Below are 22,836 nucleotides of genomic sequence, written 5' to 3'. Positions count from 1 at the left end.
TATTTTCTATCGATCCAGTCGATATGGCAACCGGTGCATTCTGTCTGGAAACAACTGACCTGACGTTAGCAAATATGACAAAAAGCCAGTTTCGGATCCAACGGTTTTATAATTCCCGTCTGTCATGTAAGGGAATTATGGGGAAGGGCTGGAGGTTAAATTTAGAATCACGGTTATTTCTCCATGACGAGGAACAGGCAATTGATGTGCTATGCTTTGACGGACATATGGAGCAGTTTTTTCTTCAGGAGGAGAACTACCGAAACATGCGGCAGGGAGATGAGCGGTATCAATTGAGAAAGCTGCCGGAAGAAGGCTTTGTGATGATCGATATCCCAGGTGACCAGAAGTATTATTATGACCAAATGGGCCGTTTGACTGCCATCAAAGGACGAGGCCAGTGCAGTACGGAGATCCATTACCAGAAAGCTCATATGAGCCAGGTTGTGACAGCATCTGGATATGTGATTGATTTTATCTATGAGGAAGACCGTCTTGTTGAAGTCAGAGAAGAATCAGGACGTACCATACAATACAAATACGAAAATGATTATTTAACAGCAGTATGTCATGTGGATGAGGGAATAACTACCTATCAGTATGAAGAAAATCACCATATTTCTCAAGTGATAGATCAAAACGGTCATGCTTATGTAAGAAATGAATACGATGAAAAAGGCCGTGTGGCTGCCCAGTATTATCTGGATGGCAGTAAAAGCACAATCCGGTATGATCCTAAAAAACGGGAAAATATTGTTTTTATTGAGGCGTTGGGAAGAACCGAACGGTATCGGTATAATGAGCAGTGTTTAATTACTCACAGCTTCTTTGATGATGGGACAATAGAAGAGACAGGTTACGATGAATGGACGAATAAGATCTATGAGAAGGACCGGAATGGAAATATCATCAGGAGAGACTTTAGTGTTTTTGGCAATATAGTAAGGGAGGAGCTGCCTTCCGGTCAGATCTGGGAGAATGAATATGATACAGAACAGCATTTGATTGCCAGGACAGCAAATACCGGTGAAGAGTTCAGATATCGCTATAATCCTGATGGTTTTTTAGTGGAAGAAAGGACGAAAGTAAGAGAAGGTATTTGGAAGCGATCCCAATATGAACGTGATAGCTATGGCAGGATTTTAAAGAAAACAGACAGCAGAGGAAACGAGATAAGCTATACCTATGATAAAAATGGCGGGCATCTTTTACCGGAACCCTCTCAGGTTACGGATGCGGTTGGTCAAACAACGATCTTTGAATACGATCAGGCAGGACGAAAAGTTTCTACAACTACGGAGTATGGGACAGTAGAGTTTTGTTATAATAAGCAAAACTATATGATCTATGTCCGTGATGGAAAGGAAAATGAAACCAGGAGAGCCTATGATAAAATGGGAAATATGACGGCTCTTTTCCCGCCTAATCAGGGAGTCGGCGGCCATGCATGGATGTATCAGTATGATTTCTTTGACAGGTTGACTGAAACCCGTGATCCATTGGGAAATGTCTGGAAACAGGAAAGGGATCTGGCTGGAAACATCATCAGAAAGATACACCCCTGCGGTTATGCGAAAGACGGAGAGGCTGGCTATGGTACTCGTTATGAATATGATTCTGACAGCAGAAGGATTCGCACGATCTATCCGGATGAATCCGTGGAGCGATGCTTTTATGATGGAAACGGAAATTTGATCAAAAAGGTAAGGCCGGAATCTTATGATGCACAGATTGATGATGGGAAAGGGATTTGTTACCAATATGATGGCATGAATCGTCTGATTCGGATCATCGATGAGGAGGGTGTGGCTCAAAAAACCTTAACGTATGATTTGGCAGGAAATCTGACTGAAGAAACGGATGCCATGGGTTATACAACCAGCCATCATTATGATTTGTTAGGGAATCGGATTGCAACCTGGAAACCAATCGAATCAACTGAAGAAGAAGTATGGTATTCGGTAAACTTGTTTGAGTATGATACAGAATCAAATTTGATTCGTGAAAAGCGGGGACGCGATAAAGTTCATTATGGAGACTATCCCCTCCGTTATCATGAATTATATTTTACCTATGACAAGTTAAACCGGTTAACCGGAGTGAAAGACCGGCATGGAGCCAAAACTGTTTATCAATACAACTGCTTAAACCAGAAGGTTTATGAAAGCTTTCAGATCAGTGAAGCAGTCAAACGAATGATTTCTTATGAGTATGATTCTGCGGGCAATCTGGTGAAAAAGAAAGAAGGAATCGAAGAAAGGTTCTTAAAAGCAAAAGGGAAAGAAAAAACCATCCTGGCAGTTACTCAATATGAATATGATCCCAATGGAAACTGTGTCCGGATGATAACTCCCAAAGGGTATCGGAAGGATTGGTACTATGATGCTCTGGATCGTGTGATCAGGGAAGAAGAACAGGATAAACAGGGAGGAATCCACAGAATTTATGGGTATAAGTATGATCCGGCAGGAAATCTGTCAGAACGAGTGGATCAAAGCTTAAAGGACCGCGTTTACAGCCGCCGGTACCAGTATGATCAAAAAGACAGGCTCACGCATTTCGTGGATGAAAATGGAGGAGTAAGCCGTTTTATTTATGATAAGAATGATCGTATTTTGAAGGTGGTACGTCCGGAACAATATCAGGCCGATTGTGATAACGGAGCAGGAACAGAGTTTGCTTATAACGGTCAGGATCAGGTGGTATCGGTAACAACACCAGACAAACGCATACTGCATCAATACCAGTATGATCTGAGTGGAAATCTGCATTCGGTATGGACGGGTGAGACTGAATATACCGAGTACACATATAATGCAGAAGGTAAAACGGTAGGGGTCTATACCGGTAAGGGCCAGGCCGAGAAAAGAGAGGCGGCGCAGTCCTTTCAGTATGATGCCCAGGGAAATATTACAGGAGTCAGGGATGGGAATGAGAACCTGACCCAGTTTGTCCTTGATGACTGGGGGAGGATTACAGAGGTATATACACCCGATGGAGGAATCGAACGTTATGCCTATGATTATGCCGGTAATATCATCAGTACTACTGATGCCAACGGAGGAACGATTACTTATAAGTATAATAGCTTTGGCCAGGTGTATGAACGGGTTGATCAGGAAGGAAACAGTGAATATTTTTATTATGATGAAGAAGGCCGTCCAGACCTCTGCATAGACCGGAATGACAATCATATTACTACCCACTACAATATGGACAATCATCTGGTATACCGCCGGGCCGAGGATGGGAAAGGAAGATATGCCGTTACCAATCAGTATCACTATTATCCAAACGGCAGGTTAAAAGAGTCGGCAGGGGATGGAATTACCTATCAATACGATTACACAGCCACGGGGCTGTTAAGCAGGAAGTCATCAGCCGGGAGATCGTTACTGTCGTATGATTATGACAAGAATGGAAATGTAATAGAACTGACAGATGTAACAGGGATTGCAACCCGGTATACCTACGATGTTCTTAACCGGGTCAGAGAGGTGAGAGACAGTCAAAACCATACATTTCTGGCAGCGTATCAATATACGCCGGAAGGGAGGATCCGTTCCCTTGCCTACGGGAATGGAGTCAAAACAGAGTATCAATACCAGGACGATGGGCTGATGGAGCATCTGGTGACAGTAGGCTCTGACGGGAAAGTACTGCTTAATTATGCATATGCCTATGACGGAAATGGAAACTGCACGAAAAAGTCAGGGGATGTTTATCAGAATGCATATGGTTATGATGTAATGAACCGTTTGTCAGAAGCAACGTATCACGGTGACACAGAACAGTTTACTTATGATCTGGCAGGGAACCGGTTAACCAGGAAGACCCAAACCGGAGAAGAACGATATGAGTATAACTGTAAAAATCAACTGACAGGGCTGGAAACAGAATCAGACCACATGGTTTATCTCTATGACAAGCAGGGGAATCTGTTGTCAGAACAGGGAAAGGATGTCAGCCGAACCTATGGTTATGATCCTTTGAACCGGCAGAACAGCGTGACCACGGAAAAAGGTGCTGCCAGCTATCGGTACGATGGAGAAGGCCTGCGTTATGAAACGGAAGAAGCAGGAAAGGTGATCCGTTTTGTATTTGACCGGGGAGAATTAGCAACAGAAGAGAGTGGTTCGGAACAGAAACGTTATTGCCGGGGACATCATGTGATGTCATTGCAAAGTGCAAGAGAGGACTCCCCGCACTATTTTGTGTGTGATGAGATGGGAAGTACGATATTTCTGCTGGATCAGGAACAGGAGATCAGAAAAAGCTACCACTATGACCCGTTTGGAAGTATAATAGAAACGTCAGGAAGTATAGAAAACCGAATTACCTATACGGGTCAGATGTATGATGGAATCAGCGGTCAATACTACTTGAGGGCGAGGTTTTATAATCCGAAGATCGGCAGATTTATGCAGGAGGATGCGTACCGGGGAGATGGACTGAACCTCTATGCTTATTGTCAGAATAATCCTATTACTTACTATGATCCCAGTGGTTATCTGGGGCTGTGTCCGGCGGGGAAGAGTAATCCGCAGGCGGAGCAGACTGAGGGTTCGGGTAAGATTGCACAACAAGAAATTGATGCATTGAAAAAAACTGTAATTGATGAGGGACAGATACTCAAGGATATGGGATTAAATAATAAAGAATTAGGTCCAGCAATTGCAGGCGCCTATGATAGCAAAACAGGAAAAACCTATACAGCGATTAATGAGATGCATGGTGCACTTCCAGATGAGTTACACCCAATTTTAAAAGAGCGAATTATGAACATGCCACCAGAAGTTCTAGATTCATATATGTATACTCATGGAGCCGGTTCACATGCAGAGATTTACGCTGCTAACAAAGCATTATTAGCAAATCCAGATGCAAATATTTCTGATATTACAATTTATGTAAACAGAACATTAGGAACAACGAAACCAGTGATAGAAATCCCGTTTCAAACTTGTCCACATTGTGAGTATATTTTACGCGGCTTTAATATAATATCAGATATAAAATAAGAATGAGGTAAATGAATGGAACAAGAAAAAGTTTTAACAAAAGAAGAAGTTATGGAGATAGGTCTTTGTTTTGATGGAGATATAGTTTTCTATGGTGGTGAGTACGGTCAACAAGTGTGCAGAATTTCTGAGGAAGGAGTAGAAGAACCTGTCACAGGAGTTATATTTGAATTATATAAGAGCCAAAAATTGAATTACTATTGTTATTATAATTGTGGTATTTCAAATGGTCAATATGTTTGCTTCTATGAGAATGGTAATATAAAAAACATTAGTTATATGCATAAAGGCACGAGGCATGGAAAGTCTTTACAGTACTATGAAGATGGCAAAAAAAAATCTGAGAGTAGTTATAAGTATGGATTTTGTGAGTCATTTATTGAATGGGATGATAAGGGGATATTAGTTAAAGAGCAAACAGAGCCAACTGAATTTGATAAAAAGATGATTGAAAAATACGAAAATTATGAAGAACAAAAAAGAAAAGAGTAATGGCTTAGAGGCGTATTATACTGAGATTCAACTCGATTTTGCTGATAAAATTGAATTGTTTGATAAAATTAAACTAGAAGATATAAAAACAATTTCAGGAATTGATTTAGCATATTGGAGAGAAAAAGGTACAGATTATGCAGTTTGTTGCATTGTAACAATTAACTACTGTTCTAAGGAAATAGTAGAAATTAAATCATTAACTGGCAAAATTGATGTTCCTTATATTCCTGGTTATTTATCCTTTAGGGAATTGCCGTTGATAATTAATACTTTTAAAATGTTAGAATCAAATACGGATTTAATTATGTTTGATGGAAACGGATATTTACATTATCGGAATATGGGAATAGCGACTCATGCCTCCTTTTATCTTAATAAGCCTACTATAGGTGTAGCAAAAAGTTATTTAAAAATCAATAATGTTGATTATTTAATGCCAGAAGATTTTGATGGTGCCTATACAGATATTATTATAAAAGACAAGGTACATGGTCGTGTGCTAAGAACACATAAAGGTGTTAAACCAATTTTTGTATCATGTGGAAATTGGATAACACTTGATACATCAACAAATATTGTATTGAATCTTATAGATAAAGATAGCCGGCAACCTCTACCAACCCGTTTAGCAGATATTGAAACAAGAAAGCAAAGAAAAATTATAACGGGAATTTAATTTATGTTATATGAACATAGTAGTTTCATTTAAGTTATACTTTTATTATTAATTCTCAGGCACAGTGACTTTTATTTGTTGAAGTCGCTGTGCTTTGTTGTACAAAGTTTTTAAATGATTTAAGCGTTCTGGTTCTGGATAAGCAGTTCAAGGGAACACATTAGAGACATTGATATTATTCAAGACTCTAATACGTCTCAACGATAAGTATTAGATTGCAAAGCAATTTGAAAAAGTTGCAGCAAAGTCGATTAACGCTTTATCCGAATCAAGATGCATCAGTTGATTTGTGGCAACGAAATTTAAATAGAATTAAGTAAAGGAGTATATGTTATATATGGATAAGGAAAAAGAAAAAATTATTCAGCAAATGTTATATGAAAAAAATGCTGAGGAAGTATTAAATGAATTACACGGTATTAATGATCCTGAAATACTGTATGTGTATGCCTACAATTATAATTGGAATAATGGGTTTGAGATACCTAAAAATATACTTCTTAAAGAATGCTGTAATCTAAGTATAGCATTAATGATTTTTTATTCGGCTGATGGATTTAGGTATTTGCAGAATAAAGATGAAAAGAATGATAGCTTAAAGGAATGGTCTATTTTTATTAAAGATTTGTATCACATGATACTTGAAAATAGATTTATAAAAAATGACACAAAATTTGTTCCTCCTTTAAGCAGTGTTCAAATATTTAAATTGAAAAAAGATTTTGTTAATGAAGAATATGTCTTTTTAGAAAGCATAGGAAATAATGATTTGAACATAACTTTATAAATACATTTATTAGCCATAATGCTTTATAATTATTAAGATTAATTCATTAAAGCACTATAGCTTTTGTATGTTTTCAATTTATGAAAACTTTTAGGGCTGATTTAATGCAAATCGTAATGATGGGTTTGGTTTATTAATAGAAAATCACAATTTATCAATATATTTTAACAGTTTCATACCATCCATAAAACCATGTTGATATAGAAAAGCTTCTTCCAACATGAACTGCCTTATTAGCGAATCAATGTGATTTTGAACTAGTTCTTTTTCCTTGCTTGGTAAATTATCAATGAAGATTTCGGCGTGAAGAATTTGCTTATATTCTTCCTCGTATTGGTTCGGCTGTTTTTGATGGAATATTTCAATTAGCATAGCGATACGTTCCTGAATAAACATATCCAGTAATTCCTGTTCGGTCATAATGTTTCCCTCCTTTGAGAACATACGATACCGAAATTTCTTTAGAAAGTCGATACCATAAATTACTAATAATAAGCTTTTAAAGCAGCAGAAATGAACGATAGGCATAATAGGTGGACGCTCAAGGTGTACTTCGTAAAGTCTTAGTGCATGCCAATTTTTCTAGATTCCGACCACCTTTACTGTGACAAAGCGTAAATCCGACCACCTCATGTAAAAGTCCCTCAAACGCCCAGCACTGCTGGGCGAAGTGGATGTCGGGTGGTTGCTTTTGACCACCCGGCTTTCTCCTGCTCTATTTTCGACCCGGTAAATACAGGCTAAAAAATCTGCCTGGATATAGGCTTTGCGGCTGATTCGTAATTCGGCAGTTCAGTGGACTTTGGTAGAAAGATATCAATAAGGCAGTTGGGATTTCTCGTTTGCCAAATCGCCTTACGTTTGGTTTTAATCAGTAAATGGTCAACTATGCGGCCTGAGTCTTGTTAAGGGCATACAGGGGCAACACGAGCGTACAAACGGGCTAATAAAAAAGGATTGCCAGCAGGAACGGTGAATTGTGTGTTAAGCCGATAGTCTTTACAAGCTCTGTCCAAAAGTGTCATAAAAAAGTAAGGAAAAAGTTTACCAATACAGGGGTGAACCCACCTTCTCAAAAAAATCCACTTATGGTAAACTGGACAGGAGGGGGGCTACGGGGGGAGAAATATTCTTGCGGCAGCCCCCTTTTCTTTTTTCTGTTCTTTCTCCTAAAAAATAAAATCAGAAATGACTTGTAATCCATTCGATAGAGAGTTAACATCAACAACCAATCAAAGAAATAACTTGTCCTTTCACCCATTGGTTTGTTGTAGATAGGCTGTCGAACCCTTGCGGGCTCATTCCGAGTTAACGCTGTCATCTGAGGTTGCCGGTACAGGAACTGACTGGTTGGAAACAAGAGCAGGAGGGAGAGAATTGCAGAGAAGAGAAAATCTGCTTTATGTGGGGATTGATCTGCATAAAGAAACTCATACAGCAGTAATGGTAAACTGTTGGAATGAAAAGTTAGAGGTTGTTGCGATAGAAAACAAGCCCAGTGAATTTAAAAAGCTGGCAGAAAAGGTAAATAGAAAATCACGTAATCTTGGGCTGAATCCGATTTACGGATTAGAGAATGCCTATGGCTATGGCAGAAGCTTGGCGGTCTGGCTGATTGAAAATGGTTATGCTGTGAAAGACATTAATCCCGCCCTGGCCTATGACCAGAGAAAAAGTGCGCCTATGTTCCGAAAAAATGACGAGTGGGATGCATACTGCGTGGCAACAGTTTTGATTAATCAGTTGCATACTTTGCCTGATGCAAAGCCCAAGGATAACGAATGGACTCTGTCACAATTGGTAAACCAGAGGGAAATGTTAGTAAAAGACGGAATCCGCTTTAAAAACGGCCTTCATGAACAGATATCTATGGCATACCCCAGCTATCATAAATTTTTCAGTGAAATCGATGGAAAATGTGCTATGTACTTCTGGAGGACTTATCCTTCTCCAGTGCATTTAGAGGGGAAAACAGCAGAAGAATTAACTGCTGAATTTAAAGAAATAGCCCGTATTACAAAAAGGGATAAAGCGGAACTCATTCTGGACTGTGTTCGGAATGATGGAAATACCATACGGGAATACCAGGAATCCAGGGATTTTATCACAAGGAGTCTGGTAAGAAATTTAGAACATCAGAAAGAAGAACTGGCAGGAGTTGATGAAGAAATCGAAAAGATCCTGCTCACCTTTGATTATAAACTGACCAGTATGCCGGGAATTGGAATAACGGTAGCCAGTAAGCTGATTGCGGAAATCGGAGATATCCGAAGGTTTTCCAATGCAGATAAACTGGCGAGATTTGCAGGAGTGGCGCCTGTCAAGTTCAGTTCTGCCGGAAAAGGCAAGGAACAGAGTTCCAGACAGGGGAACCGTCAACTGCATGGTCTGTTTTATTTCCTGGCAGTGACTATGGTTTCTGTACCCAAGAACGGAATGCCCAATCATCCGGTATTTCACAGTTATTATATGCGGAAAATCAGTGAGGGAAAGACAAAATCTCAGGCATTGGTCTGTATCATGCGCCAGTTGGTGAACATTGTGTACGGAATGATGAAAAATAAGACAGAATACAGGGAACCACTGCCAGAAGAAGAACAGTAATTTTTTTCTTAAAAATAGCGTCAAGATGTGCTATACTTTTTTAATAGAATACTAATTTTCACCCCTTTCCGTACATCTCAGTACTCCACCTGAGGGTTCGGGGGATGGTCTTACAGGTAGCAATTGGGAATTCAATTCTCAAAAAGATGTCGATCTTAGAAGTACCGGAAAAACATATCAAGATGGACTTGATGAAGCATTCAGGCGAACGGGAGTTCCCAAAGAAGAGTTCGAAGTGACTAAGTGGGGCACTAATGAGTACGGGAAAAGTATACCTGTAGAATGGCAAGGGCCTAATGGGGCGAATGTAAATATGGACATTCCGCAGTGGAATAATGTTAAACCTAATGGACAACTTGGAGAAGGACCACATGCGCCTCATATCGGATATCAAACTGCTGGTAAGGGAAGCAATAGAATTAGGGGACATATATTTGTAGATAGGGTTCCAGCAACTAGAAAGTAGGTGTGAATATGTTGGATTATGTAAAAGAATTAATTGAAGCAAGTAATAAGCTAAATATAGAGATTTGTCTGCTGAATGAGAATGAGGCTCAAGGGTATATTAGGGCTGTTTTAGCATTTTATAATCCCTTTAAGACAGATGGACATTTGGGTATCGGTAAAAATACAGTTTCAATACCTACAGAAAAGTATGAATTTACTTATTCTCAGTACCTTAAAGAAGAACCAGCATATGTTTTTTGGGGCCAGGATAGTAATATTGCAAGAAAATCTGTAGTAAAAGTCAATAATGCTAAAAGATTAGGAGAATTGTTCGAAAATTCATATGGTATGGAGTACTTTGTATCTAATGAAACAATGGATTACTTAATTGCTGTTAATTGGTATACAATTGAGATTGCAGGTCTTGCTACCCAATATCTATTACCACTTAATATATAGAGAAAAAGAAATAAATTAAGTTTAAAATCAGATAAATTTTTATAAGGCTATAAATTTTAAAGAAATATTAACTTATTTAATTTCAATCAAAAACACAGCCTTAATTTACTGGCTGTGTTTTTGATTGCTATAATGTTCTTAAAGAATTCAATACCCTGACCCCAGCCATAAAACCTTGTTGGTAGAGAAATGTTTCCTCAAATGCTAATTGCCCAGTCATGTGGTCAATGTATCGGGACAATATCTGCCTGCCTTTGGTAAAACATCGTTTGGTGTCATTGCAAAGTGCAAGAGAGGACTCCCCCCACTATTTTGTATGTGACGAGATGGGAAGTACGATATTTCTGTTGGATCAGGAACAGGAGATCAGAAAAAGCTACCACTATGACCCGTTTGGAAGTATAATAGAAACGTCAGGAAGTATAGAAAACCGAATTACCTATACGGGTCAGATGTATGATGGAATTAGCGGTCAATACTACTTGAGGGCGAGGTTTTATAATCCGAAGATCGGCAGATTTATGCAGGAGGATGCGTACCGGGGAGATGGACTGAACCTTTATGCTTATTGTCAGAATAATCCTATTACTTACTATGATCCCAATGGTTATATGGGGCTGTGTCCGGCGGGGAAGAATAATCCACAGGAGGAGCAGACTAAGGGTCCGGGTAGCAAGGATTCTACTACAGCAACGCAAAGAATAAATTCTTCAGGAATAGTAACAGGCGGAGAAAATGCTCCAGATGCAGGGAAGATGTTATATGGTTCAGAAGGAAACGCAGGTGTTATTCCAAAAGAGATTGCTGATACACTTTCAGGGAGAACATATGATAATTTTGATGAGTTTAGAAAGGATTTCTGGAGAGAAGTTGGTAATTCTTCATATGCTGATGAATTTATGATTAATGGGGATATGACTAACATTTACCGAATGAGAAATGGTGGTGCTCCAATTGTTATAGATTCTCAGACAATAAATGGTTCGGTAACATATCAAATACACCACAAAACTCCCATAAATCAAGGCGGCGGGGTATTTGATCTAAATAATCTTGTTGTTGTAACACCTAGATATCATGCGGAAATTTTGATACCAGAGTATCATGGTTATAATGGTTTTAACAAATATTTTAAATAAAGGAGCAATTTAATAATGGAAAAAATAACCAAACAAGAAGTAACAGAACTCGTAAGTAAAATTAGAATAGGAGCAGGTGATGATAATGAAATTTCTGAATGGATATCAAAGATATCAATAGCAACTTCTAATCCAGAAGTAATAAAAACAATTATGTCTGGTAATGGGATAACTGTTGAAGAAATAGTTGAAAAGCTATATAGTTACAAACCAATTATTTTGTAAGCAGGAATCATATATTTTACTTATTCTCAGTACCTTAAAGAAGAACCAGCATATGTTTTTGGGGTCAGGATAGTAATATTGCAAGAAAATCTGTAGTAAAAGTCAATAATGCTAAAAGATTAGGAGAATTATTTGAAAATTCATATGGTATGGAATACTTTGTATTTAATGAAACAATGGATTATTTAATTGCTGTTAATTGTATACAATTGAGATTGCAGGTATTGCTACCCGATATCTATTACCACTTAATATTAGAGAAAAAGAAATAAATCATGTTTGAAATTAGATAAATTTTTATAAGGCTATAATTTCTATAGAAGTATTAACTTATTTAATTTCAATCAAAAACACAGCCCTAATTTACTGGCTGTGTTTTTGATTGCTATAATGATCTTAAAGAATAATACCATTTCTGTTAGATCAGGAACAGGAGATTAGAAAAAGCTACCATTATGACCCGCTTGGAAGTATACTAGAAACGTCAGGAAGTATAGAAAACCGAATTACCTATACGGGTCAGATGCATGATGGAATCAGCGGTCAATACTACTTGAGGGCGAGGTTTTATAATCCGAGGATCGGCAGATTTATGCAGGAGGATGCGTACCGGGGAGATGGACTGAACCTTTATGCGTATTGTCAGAATAATCCTATTACTTACTATGATCCCAGTGGTTATCTGGGGCTGTGTCCGGCGGGGAAGAGTAATACTTTTGAACAGGAACAATATAAAAATAGAATTAATCAAACACCTAGCGAGGATTCATCATTAGGTACTTGGACAGGAAAAAGAGGTGAATCAACATTTATACCAAGTGATCCCAAATTAAGAGAGATTATACAAACACAGTATGGAGTTGATGGAGTTACTTATACAAATGGAGTTCCTGATTTTAGTTCATTTTCCGTTGGTACAGTTGAGATTTTTAATATGCATGGGGGACCAAATGGTAGGAATACAAATTTTTCCATGGCATATGAGCAGCTATCTTTACAAACAGGAAAAAGCGTTACTGAGCTAAAAGAAATGGTTAAAACAAATAAATTAACATGGCATGAATGTAATAATATGATTACAATGCAACTTGTGCCAACGAGAATAAATTCATACTTTGGTCATACAGGTGGGGTGGGGGAAATTAATTTTTACTTTAAGTATTTTGGTTATTAAGACTTTTAAACATTAGAAATAATATAAAAGTACTGTATTAAAATATATTGATACAATATCTTTAGTTTAATTATTAAATTTTTAAGAGGAGGAATAAAATGGAATTGATAAAAGAAGTATTTGAGAATGAATTTGGACAAATGGAAGGAAAGGTATATTTTGACTACATAAAAAAATATATTACATTATTTTTTGATAAAGAAGTACCTATGCCATATGTAATAAAAACTGTAAATTATTTAAATAATATTAATGAAAATGTTGTAGTAGATTTATGTAGATATTCAAAAAAATTTTGTGAAATAAAAATGAAAAATTATCCGGATGCTGAATATCCAGATGGTTTAAGTGAAGTTAAAGATCCTTTAGAGATATTTAACTATATGCAAATAAATCATTTGAAAGTTGATATGTACATAGATGAAAGTGATCAAAACATTCCTGTACTCAATTTAGGGGGGAGTTGTGATTGGGATGAGGATAATGGTATACAATGGTTAATAAAAGAAGATAAGGTGGTTTATGTAGGTGTTTGGGATGATTTAGACATATGGTATTGTGATTTTGATGATTATATAACAAATTATGTATGCAGAGAAGATGAGTAAGTAATAAAAAAGTAAGCGATGAATAACCTACCGTATTTCAGAATGACGTATAATTAAGGACCTGTTGACATAACGCATCTTTATGTAATAAGTGCTGCCCTCATGCAGTGGCATCTTAAATAAATTAAATAGAGAACAGTTTTTCCATTCTTTTTAGGTTTAAATTTATGACAGAGAGACTGTTTCAAAGTCTGTGTAAACTCAAATACTGATATAAGATAACCATCAGTTACCATGGGGAGAGATCATTTTTTGGTCTTTCCCCTTTGTTTGTATTATAATGCTGTCGTATGATTATGACAAGAATGGAAATGTAACAGAACTGAAGGATGTAACAGGGATTGCAACCCGGTATACCTACGATGTTCTTAACCGGGTCAGAGAGGTTAGAGACAGCCAAAACCATACATTTCTGGCAGCGTATCAATATACGCCGGAAGGGAGGATCCGTTCCCTTGCATATGGGAATGGAGTCAAAACAGAGTATCAATACCAGGACGATGGGCTGATGAAGCATCTGGTGACAGTAGGCTCTGACGGGAAAGTACTGCTTAATTATGCATATGCCTATGACGGAAATGGAAACTGCACGAAAAAGTCAGGGGATGTTTATCAAAACGCATATGGTTATGATGTGATGAACCGTTTGTCAGAAGCAACGTATCGCTGTGACACAGAACAGTATACTTATGATCTGGCAGGGAACCGATTAACCAGGAAGACCCAAACCGGAGAAGAACGATATGAGTATAACCGTAGAAATCAACTGACAGGGCTGGAAACAGAATCAGACCACATGGTTTATCTCTATGACAAGCAGGGGAATCTGTTGTCAGAACAGGGAAAGGATGTCAGCCGAACCTATGGTTATGATCCTTTGAACCGGCAGAACAGCGTGACCACGGAAAAAGGTGCTGCCAGCTATCGGTACGATGGAGAAGGCCTGCGTTATGAAACGGAAGAAGCAGGAAAGGTGATCCGTTTTGTATTTGACCGGGGAGAATTAGCAACAGAAGAGAGTGGTTTGGAACAGAAACGTTATTGCCGCGGACATCATGTGGTGTCACTGCAAAATGCAAGAGAGGACTCCCTCCACTATTTTGTGTGTGATGAGATGGGAAGTACGATATATCTGTTGGATCAGGAACAGGAGATCAGAAAAAGCTACCATTATGACCCGTTTGGAAGTATAATAGAAACGTCAGGAAGTATAGAAAACCGAATTACCTATACGGGTCAGATGTATGATGGAATCAGCGGTCAATACTACTTGAGGGCGAGGTTTTATAATCCGAAGATCGGCAGATTTATGCAGGAGGATGCGTACCGGGGAGATGGACTGAACCTTTATGCTTATTGTCAGAATAATCCTATTACTTACTATGATCCCAGTGGTTATATGGGGCTGTGTCCGGCGGGGAAGAATAATCCGCAGGCGGAGCAGACTGAGGGTTCGGGTAAGGTTCCAAAGCCCGGTGATTCAGACTTTATGGGGCCATTAACTAAAGCCGATAATCACTTCATTAATGGAGACGGTATTGGACCGAAAAAGAAAGGCGTATTAGGTGCACATAACTTGGATAATTTTAACAGTACATTAGAGAGTACAGGATTTCCATTAGATGATCTGAAAGTGGGTGAACCCGTTCCGCATCCGACAATAGATGGAGTATATGCTCAAAAGTATCGTGTACCTGCCTACGATGGACGAGGAAATTTTCTTGGATTTAAAGATATACCAGATCCTAAAACATATTATGATCCTAATATCATTTCTGACAGTCAAATGTTAGAATGGGGCTGGGAAGCGATGAAAAATGGAACTATAAATGGTAGATATGTTAAAGGATTTTCTTCAAATGGGTTAGAATTTCGAGGTTTTTATGAGGATGGGAAAATAACAAATTTCTTTCCTAAATTGCCAGGAGAATAAAATAGAGTAGGAGGAATAGATAATGAGAGTTTCAGAAGAGAAAGAAAAGTATTTAAAATTATATTTTGAATATATATGCTTTTTAGGAGAATTAGAAATAGGTGCAGTGAAACAAATGGCACAATCAAAAGGACAAGGGGCAGAATACATTTCTTGTTCCTTCGATCCTGAGGATGAAGACTATAAAGAAGGGTACGTAACCTTGTTGTTTTGGAAACCGGCAGATGATGAAGATACTATGATATTTATCGAAAATAGTTTATTTTATGAGCGACTTTTAGAAGTATGTAATGCGCATATCACAAAAAATTCCAATGACAAAGAATTATTAGATGGTTATTTGAATCAGATAAAAAAAGACTTGAAGATTTCATAGTTTTGAAAGGTTAAATAGGTATTGCAAAGAGGATGTCCCATAAGTCATTTCATGACTTATGGGACATCCTCATATTCAACAGAACATACTTACTTAAGAGAATTCATTTATAGTTTTTCAATATATTTAGTATCTTCATACCATCCATGAATCCATGCTGATACAGAAAAGCTTCTTCTAAAGCAAGTTGGCTTATAAGGGAGTCAATATACTTATCAATTAGTTTCTTCTCTTCAACTGGTAAATTTTCAATAAAGATTTCAGCGGTTATATGGGGCTGTGTCCGGCGGGGAAGAATAATCCGCAGGAAGAGCAGACTGAGGGTCTGGGGGATTTATCTAGAAAAGAAGTTTTGGGGGATATTAAGCAAGAATTGGTAATTCCTAAATCTCAACAACCAGATTCGCAAACAATGGTAAGGTTACGTGATGAGTATGGAAATCCTATAGTAGAAAATGGTGACTTCGTATACTCAAGAGAATTGACATATTCAGTTACAGGAAAAACTGATGCACAAGGAAATTCGATCCAACAGGTAGTTATACAAGATCATTCGTATGGACATTTGTATTCGGATGGAGTAGGGAATCAATCATCGCATTTTAATGTCAGGCCCGATACGAATACAAATACAGGACGTGTGTCAGGTATGAAAGACCACTATTACTTTAATTATAGAAATAAGAAGTAGAAAGGGAAGTAATATGCTGTTAGGTTTTGATAATGAGTTTGTTTTAAGTGAGATTTTTGGTGAGGATGATGTCTTTACAGGGGCTGCAATAGATAATATTAACTACCAGCCATTAGGTTTTAACATGAAAATGGATGTTTTAACAAAATGTAATGTAAAGAATTCACCTCCAAAATGGAAAGCATGGGATATTGTATGTTTAAATATTGAGTTGTTTGGAGTGAAGGAATTTCAAGCAAAAATCAATCATGAATTATTACATTCAGAAGTATTTACTATTAGTAAAGATGAAACTATGTATGTTCTGGAGATTTTAGGAAGTAACAAGTCTAGAGTTTTTTGTAAATTTGGAGGAGGTCGTATTCAAAGAATAGTTCCGATGAAATATAATGATGAGTTTAAAGGGTATGAAAAAGCATAATCTAAGTTAACGAATCTGATATGCGATAATTCGAGAAGGAAAGTCTTTCTCAACGGAAAGGCTTTCCCTTTTAAAACGCAACTTTAAATTGATCTAATAATCTACTTACTCGTATACTGTCAATAAAGCCATGTTGGTAGAGAAACGATATGATATGTGGATGTTCAGGGTGCATCTGACAAAGTCTTGGTGTATGCCAACTTTGTTACATTCTGACCAGCTTTACTGTGACAAGCTAAGTTTCCGACCACCTCATGTAAAAGCTCCTCGCCCAGCACTGCTGGGTGAAGTAGCTGTCGGGGGGTGTTATTGACCACCCGGCTTTCTCCAGCTCTCTTTTCGACCCGGTAATAATAGATTAAATTATGATAAGAATGGAAATGTAACAGAACTGACGGATGTAACAGGGATTGCAACCCGGTATACCTACGATGTTCTTAATCGAGTCAGGGAAGTGAGGGACAGCCAAAACCATACATTTCTGGCAGCGTATCAATATACGCCGGAAGGGAGGATCCGTTCCCTTGCCTACGGGAATGGAGTCAAAACAGAGTATCAATACCAGGACGATGGGCTGATGGAGCATCTGGTGACAGTAGGCTCTGACGGGAAAGTACTGCTTAATTATGCATATGCCTATGACGGAAATGGAAACTGCACGAAAAAGTCAGGGGATGTTTATCAGAATGCATATGGTTATGATGTAATGAACCGTTTGTCAGAAGCAACGTATCACGGTGACACAGAACAGTATACTTATGATCTGGCAGGGAACCGGTTAACCAGAAAGACCCAAACCGGAGAAGAACGATATGAGTATAACTGTAAAAATCAGCTGACAGGGCTGGAAGCAGAATCAGACCACATGGTTTATCTCTATGACAAGCAGGGGAATCTGTTGTCAGAACAGGGAAAGGATGTCAGCCGAACCTATGCTTATGATCCTTTGAACCGGCAATACAGCGTGACCACGGAAAAAGGTGTTGCCAGCTATCGGTACGATGGAGAAGGCCTGCGTTATGAAACGGAAGAAGCAGGAAAGGTGATCCGTTTTGTATTTGACCGGGGAGAATTGGCGGCAGAAGAGAGTGGCTCGGAACAGAAACGTTATTGCCGGGGACATCATGTGGTGTCATTGCAAAGTGCAAGAGAGGACTCCCCGCACTATTTTGTATGTGACGAGATGGGAAGTACGATATTTCTGTTGAATCAGGAACAGGAGATCAGAAAAAGCTACCACTATGACCCGTTTGGAAGTATAATAGAAACGTCAGGAAGTATAGAAAACCGAATTACCTATACGGGTCAGATGTATGATGGAATCAGTGGTCAATACTACTTGAGGGCGAGGTTTTATAATCCGAAGATCGGCAGATTTATGCAGGAGGATGCGTACCGGGGAGATGGGATTAACCTTTATGCTTATTGTCAGAATAATCCTATTACTTACTATGATCCCAGTGGTTATATGGGGCTGTGTCCGGCGGGGAAGAGTAATCCGCAGGCGGGTACGGAGGATAAACCTGATCTTCAATATCGGCTGAAAGATCAAGATATGGATTGGAGAGGTACCGATAAAACATATAGAGATGCAGTAGATGAAGCTTTCGCTCAGATAGAATCACGAACCGGATATACAAGAGATCAATTCAAAGTGACAAAATGGGCTAAAGATTTAAATGGAAAATCAATTCCAGTGGAATATTTAGGGCCAGATAAATCCTTTGTAGATTTAGATCTTGCACATTATGGAGTAGATAGAAATGGGAATTGGGCAGGTGGACCAGATACACCGCATGTAGGATGGCAGTATGGAACGAAAGGAAAAACTGTAGGACACATTTTAGTAGACGTGCCTACAGGAAGAGATTATACATATTCCGATTTGCTTGAACAAATCTATAAACAAGTGCGACCAACTTGGCCAAAGATATATTAGAGATTCCTATATAAAAAAACGAGCGAAAAGACAGTTTGGAAAGGATATGATAATTGTTATGGAACAACACTTATTGGAATTCTGGAGAAATATTGGAGAAAAAATCAGCATATTGTCAGAGGCTGAAAGAGAGAGAATATGGATGGCTGTTAAGGAGAAGTATTTAAGACCTAATGTACGTATAGGTTATTCAATATTCGATGCTGTGGTTTTTTCTTCAATGGTTGGTATTGATGTTCCGGATTCTTGGAGATGGATTGGAGATTTTATTAAAAGTGACTCAATTATTCTGTTTTTTAATAAAGATATGGGGAATAATTTTTATGAGATTGAGAATGGAAGTAAGTTTGTTGAGTTTTATGACGAGTGTGGGGTGATAGAATTTTATATTACGGATCGAGATGCAAATTACTTATTAGGTTATAATCATTCACAATGTCTATTTACTATGGGAACTGCATGTGAATGGTTAGAAAATGATAAGAGGTATAAAGCAAGATATCCAAAGTAAAAGACTTACGGGAAATCTTTCTTCACTCATTTGATAATCAAGAATTTGATGATTAATCGGGTTGTAAATAATGTTTAATGTAAATAGAATAACCATTCTAAAAGACTGTTAATAATTTCCCTGAATTGCTAGAAACATCTTGTTTGAGCCCCGCTCGCCATAACAAGCTATAATAGATTTAAACATTGTTCATTATTTATGTATCCATAAGTAAAACCATCAAACCGCCGCCGGATTCAAGTTTAATTTTGCGGCGGTTTTAAGTTCGAACTTGTGTTTGCACCCCGCCCGCCAGTATCCGAGGGTCGATGCCACCCCTAATATCAACAATCCGATCTTGATAGAGAAGGCCACTGTATATGGTTATGATGTGATGAACCGTTTGTCAGAAGCAACGTATCACTGTGACACAGAACAGTATACTTATGATCTGGCAGGGAACCGGTTAACCAAGAAGACCCAAACCGGAGAAGAACGATATCAGTATAACCGTAAAAATCAACTGACAGGGCTGGAATCAGAATCAAACCGCATGGTTTATCTCTATGATAAGCAGGGGAATCTGGTGTCAGAACAGAGAAAGGATGTCAGCCGAACCTATGCTTATGATCCTTTGAACCGGCAGAACAGCGTAACCGCGGAAAAGGGTGCTGCCAGCTATCGGTACGATGGAGAAGGCATGCGTTATGAAACGGAAGAAGCAGGAAAGGTGATCCGTTTTGTATTTGACCGGGGAGAATTAGTGACAGAAGAGAGTGGTTCGGAACAGAAACGTTATTGCCGCGGACATCATGTGGTGTCATTGCAAAGTGCAAGAGAGGACTCCCCGCACTATTTTGTGTGTGATGAGATGGGAAGTACGATATTTCTGTTGGATCAGGAACAGGAGATCAGAAAAAGCTACCACTATGACCCGTTTGGAAGTATAATAGAAACGTCAGGAAGTATAGAAAACCGAATTACCTATACGGGTCAGATGTATGATGGAATCAGCGGTCAATACTACTTGAGGGCGAGGTTTTATAATCCGAAGATCGGCAGATTTATGCAGGAGGATGCGTACCGGGGATATGGACTGAACCTCTATGCTTATTGTCAGAATAATCCTATTACTTACTATGATCCCAGTGGTTATCTGGGGCTGTGTCCGGCGGGGAAGAATAATCCGCAGGCGGAGTAGACTGAGGGTTCGAGACAGTCATATTCATCAGCTGGAGATATTCCAAAAGATATTCTAGATACAAAACCTAAAAATTCACCAGATGTGAAAAAGTGGTATGACAAAGGTGGAAAAATTTCCATAGACACAGATGGGACATGGACATACAATGATTGGGAAGGAAATAAAGTTAGTTATCCCGATGGATATCCTGATTTTATGGCTGCGGGGATGGTAAATCAAGAAGCTGATATAGGACCGTTTCAAGGTAGAAATAAAGATTTTCAAACTGCCAAAGATTTAGGCTATATTAAGAGTGAAGATGGTACGTGGCACCATCATCAAGATGGAAAGACCTTGCAAGATGTGATTTCAATTATTCACGATAGGTTTAGACATCGAGGGGGGATATCAAAGATGAAAAGTAATAATTAATATCTTCTTTTTATGAACATACAAATAATTAAAATACTATGAAATAAGGAGGATAACATATGTTATCAAGTTTTGGGAGTTTGGATAGTAAAGATTTAGAAGTATTTCAAAGAAACAACAATCTAGATTTACCTGATGATTATAAAGAATATTTATTGAGAAATAATGGCGGGAGTGCCAATGATGAGATTGTTTGCTTTAATGCTGAAAAGATAGCAGAACCGATTGCTCTAGGGTCGTTATTTGGGGTGGGTAATGCTAAAGAAAGTTTATCTATTGAAACATGGCTGAATGAGTATAGGGATGAATTACTAGAAAATATGTTAATTATAGGACATGCAACAGGAAGTGGTCTGGTTTTGTTAGTGAATCAAGAAGATTGGAAAGGAATCTATTTTTGGGATAATTGTTTAGATTATGAAAATTCTACAGAAGATGAATGCATGTATTTTGTTGCAAAAACTTTTATAGAATTTTTAAATGGATTATTTTTATATAAAGAATAAAAAATTATTGGCTTTACTAAGAAAAATGCAATTTTAATAAGGATGTTACCATACATTACAAACTTTGTTTAATAATTAAATTTAGAACACAGGAGTCGCTTTATTTCAGCGATCCGGATGAGAAAGGTGCGAAAGATATCAACTGTGTACGTGCGGCAGCCTCTCGGCAGACAGCCGTTATGGCCGATCCAAACTCGGATCAACACCAGAAGGTTTAGCAGAACAACAATCATTCCTAGATTATGAGCAAAGTAAAAGGTTTTATTTAGAAGTAATGGAAGGCAAGAGAAATAACTCCTAAATCGGAGCATTCTCTTGCCTTTCTATTATTTGCATACTGAAAAGATGGAATATTCTTTGATATTATTCAGGGGAGGAACAGCATAATTTAGAGGATAGCACTACAGTGGGTCGATACAACAAGTAAAATTAAAAGATAGATTGTTGGTAGGAACTATATTTATGGATTAATGTAGATAGGCTTTTTGAAAGCATATTTAAAAATGTCATAAAAAGTAAGGAAGAGTTTACCAGTATGGGGGTGAACTCTTCTTTTCAAAAAAACCACTTATGGTAAACTGGACTGGAGAGGGGCTACAGAGGGAGAAATACTCTTGCTGTAGTTCCTCTTTTTCTCTTTTTCTGTTCTTTTCACCCATTAGTTTATTGTAGATAGGCTGTCGAACCTATGGACGGGTGAGACTGAATATACCGAGTACACATATAATGCATCAGGTAAAACAGCAGGGGGCTATACCGGTAAGGGGCAGGCCCAAAAAAGAGAGGCGGCGCAGTCCTTTCAGTATGATGCCCAGGGAAATATTACAGGAGTCAGGGATGGGAATGAGAACCTGACCCAGTTTGTCCTTGATGACTGGGGGAGGATTACAGAGGTATATACACCCGATGGAGGAATCGAACGTTATGCCTATGATTATGCCGGTAATATCATCAGTACTACTGATGCCAACGGAGGAACGATTACTTATAAGTATAATAGCTTTGGCCAGGTGTATGAACGGGTTGATCAGGAAGGAAACAGTGAATATTTTTATTATGATGAAGAAGGCCGTCCAGACCTCTGCATAGACCGGAATGACAATCATATTACTACCCACTACAATATGGACAATCATCTGGTATACCGCCGGGCCGAGGATGGGAAAGGAAGATATGCCGTTACCAATCAGTATCACTATTATCCAAACGGCAGGTTAAAAGAGTCGGCAG

At 38.3% G+C, this 22,836-nt stretch carries 21 protein-coding genes and 2 pseudogenes; 22 read left to right on the top strand and 1 reads right to left on the bottom strand.

Annotation, left to right across the window (positions count from 1 at the left end):
- Positions 1-23 precede the first annotated feature (23 nt).
- The 4 genes from K401_RS0100115 to K401_RS0100100 all read left to right on the top strand — a co-directional run bounded on the left by K401_RS0100115 (position 24) and on the right by K401_RS0100100 (position 6,979).
- On the top strand, positions 24-5,021 hold the full coding sequence (locus K401_RS0100115; protein WP_024291050.1) for an RHS repeat-associated core domain-containing protein: 4,998 nt from the start codon (positions 24-26) through the stop codon (positions 5,019-5,021).
- 15 nt (positions 5,022-5,036) lie between these two features.
- Complete coding sequence (locus K401_RS0100110; RefSeq protein WP_024291049.1) at positions 5,037-5,513, top strand: toxin-antitoxin system YwqK family antitoxin; 477 nt, start codon at positions 5,037-5,039, stop codon at positions 5,511-5,513.
- Positions 5,488-6,192, top strand: coding sequence for an endonuclease V (locus K401_RS0100105; protein ID WP_024291048.1), 705 nt, complete (start codon positions 5,488-5,490; stop codon positions 6,190-6,192). Before K401_RS0100110 ends, K401_RS0100105 begins: the two co-directional genes overlap by 26 nt.
- 337 nt (positions 6,193-6,529) lie before the next feature.
- Positions 6,530-6,979, top strand: a complete 450-nt coding sequence (locus tag K401_RS0100100; RefSeq protein ID WP_024291047.1) for a DUF4274 domain-containing protein — start codon at positions 6,530-6,532, stop codon at positions 6,977-6,979.
- A gap of 144 nt (positions 6,980-7,123) precedes the next feature.
- Here the strand turns inward: K401_RS0100100 and K401_RS0100095 are convergent, their stop codons facing one another.
- On the bottom strand, positions 7,124-7,399 hold the full coding sequence (locus K401_RS0100095) for a hypothetical protein (protein WP_024291046.1): 276 nt from the start codon (positions 7,397-7,399) through the stop codon (positions 7,124-7,126).
- A gap of 957 nt (positions 7,400-8,356) precedes the next feature.
- Here K401_RS0100095 and K401_RS0100090 point away from each other — a divergent pair.
- The 18 genes and pseudogenes from K401_RS0100090 to K401_RS34380 form a co-directional block, all read left to right on the top strand.
- A complete protein-coding gene (locus K401_RS0100090) occupies positions 8,357-9,583 on the top strand; it encodes an IS110 family RNA-guided transposase (protein ID WP_024291045.1) in 1,227 nt (408 codons plus the stop codon).
- A gap of 136 nt (positions 9,584-9,719) precedes the next feature.
- Positions 9,720-10,049 (top strand): annotated as a pseudogene (locus K401_RS34165) (polymorphic toxin type 47 domain-containing protein); the annotation flags it as partial.
- Between the two features lie 8 nt (positions 10,050-10,057).
- Entirely contained in the window at positions 10,058-10,489 is a 432-nt protein-coding gene (locus tag K401_RS30890; protein ID WP_024291043.1) for a hypothetical protein, read from the top strand.
- A 218-nt stretch (positions 10,490-10,707) separates the two neighbouring features.
- Positions 10,708-11,628: a pyocin-S2/colicin E7-DNase domain-containing protein gene (locus K401_RS32210; RefSeq protein ID WP_024291042.1), complete on the top strand. Its 921-nt coding sequence runs from the start codon at positions 10,708-10,710 to the stop codon at positions 11,626-11,628.
- A 15-nt stretch (positions 11,629-11,643) separates the two neighbouring features.
- The gene (locus K401_RS0100065; protein ID WP_024291041.1) at positions 11,644-11,853 is read left to right on the top strand and encodes a hypothetical protein; all 210 of its coding nucleotides are present in this window, start codon (positions 11,644-11,646) and stop codon (positions 11,851-11,853) included.
- Between the two features lie 403 nt (positions 11,854-12,256).
- Positions 12,257-13,027 carry an RHS repeat-associated core domain-containing protein gene (locus tag K401_RS33440; protein WP_330363196.1) on the top strand — a complete coding sequence of 257 codons (771 nt, stop codon included), beginning with the start codon at positions 12,257-12,259 and terminating at the stop codon, positions 13,025-13,027.
- Positions 13,028-13,125: 98 nt separating this feature from the next.
- A complete protein-coding gene (locus K401_RS0100055) occupies positions 13,126-13,635 on the top strand; it encodes a DUF6985 domain-containing protein (RefSeq protein ID WP_024291040.1) in 510 nt (169 codons plus the stop codon).
- Between the two features lie 280 nt (positions 13,636-13,915).
- Positions 13,916-15,568, top strand: coding sequence for an RHS repeat-associated core domain-containing protein (locus K401_RS0100050; protein WP_024291039.1), 1,653 nt, complete (start codon positions 13,916-13,918; stop codon positions 15,566-15,568).
- Between the two features lie 22 nt (positions 15,569-15,590).
- Entirely contained in the window at positions 15,591-15,944 is a 354-nt protein-coding gene (gene cdiI / locus K401_RS0100045; RefSeq protein WP_024291038.1) for a ribonuclease toxin immunity protein CdiI, read from the top strand.
- Between the two features lie 271 nt (positions 15,945-16,215).
- The gene (locus K401_RS0100040) at positions 16,216-16,635 is read left to right on the top strand and encodes an HNH/endonuclease VII fold putative polymorphic toxin (RefSeq protein ID WP_084492747.1); all 420 of its coding nucleotides are present in this window, start codon (positions 16,216-16,218) and stop codon (positions 16,633-16,635) included.
- A 13-nt stretch (positions 16,636-16,648) separates the two neighbouring features.
- Positions 16,649-17,056, top strand: a complete 408-nt coding sequence (locus K401_RS0100035) for an Imm50 family immunity protein (RefSeq protein ID WP_024291036.1) — start codon at positions 16,649-16,651, stop codon at positions 17,054-17,056.
- Positions 17,057-17,429: 373 nt separating this feature from the next.
- Positions 17,430-18,509: pseudogene (locus K401_RS34390) on the top strand (RHS repeat domain-containing protein); the annotation flags it as partial.
- A gap of 15 nt (positions 18,510-18,524) precedes the next feature.
- The gene (locus K401_RS34385; RefSeq protein WP_498371135.1) at positions 18,525-18,995 is read left to right on the top strand and encodes a polymorphic toxin type 47 domain-containing protein; all 471 of its coding nucleotides are present in this window, start codon (positions 18,525-18,527) and stop codon (positions 18,993-18,995) included.
- A 46-nt stretch (positions 18,996-19,041) separates the two neighbouring features.
- On the top strand, positions 19,042-19,506 hold the full coding sequence (locus K401_RS31670) for a hypothetical protein (protein ID WP_024291034.1): 465 nt from the start codon (positions 19,042-19,044) through the stop codon (positions 19,504-19,506).
- 271 nt (positions 19,507-19,777) lie between these two features.
- Complete coding sequence (locus K401_RS0100020; protein ID WP_498371131.1) at positions 19,778-20,686, top strand: RHS repeat domain-containing protein; 909 nt, start codon at positions 19,778-19,780, stop codon at positions 20,684-20,686.
- A gap of 84 nt (positions 20,687-20,770) precedes the next feature.
- Positions 20,771-21,100: an HNH endonuclease gene (locus K401_RS0100015; protein WP_024291032.1), complete on the top strand. Its 330-nt coding sequence runs from the start codon at positions 20,771-20,773 to the stop codon at positions 21,098-21,100.
- A gap of 59 nt (positions 21,101-21,159) precedes the next feature.
- Positions 21,160-21,606: an SMI1/KNR4 family protein gene (locus K401_RS0100010; RefSeq protein ID WP_024291031.1), complete on the top strand. Its 447-nt coding sequence runs from the start codon at positions 21,160-21,162 to the stop codon at positions 21,604-21,606.
- Positions 21,607-22,271: 665 nt separating this feature from the next.
- On the top strand, positions 22,272-22,836 hold a 565-nt coding region (locus K401_RS34380), incomplete at its 3' end, for an RHS repeat domain-containing protein (RefSeq protein WP_156945332.1).

The sequence above is a fragment of the Lacrimispora indolis DSM 755 genome (genome assembly GCF_000526995.1).
Taxonomy (GTDB): Bacteria; Bacillota; Clostridia; order Lachnospirales; family Lachnospiraceae; genus Lacrimispora; species Lacrimispora indolis.
This window is presented reverse-complemented; position numbering and strand designations above follow the sequence as displayed.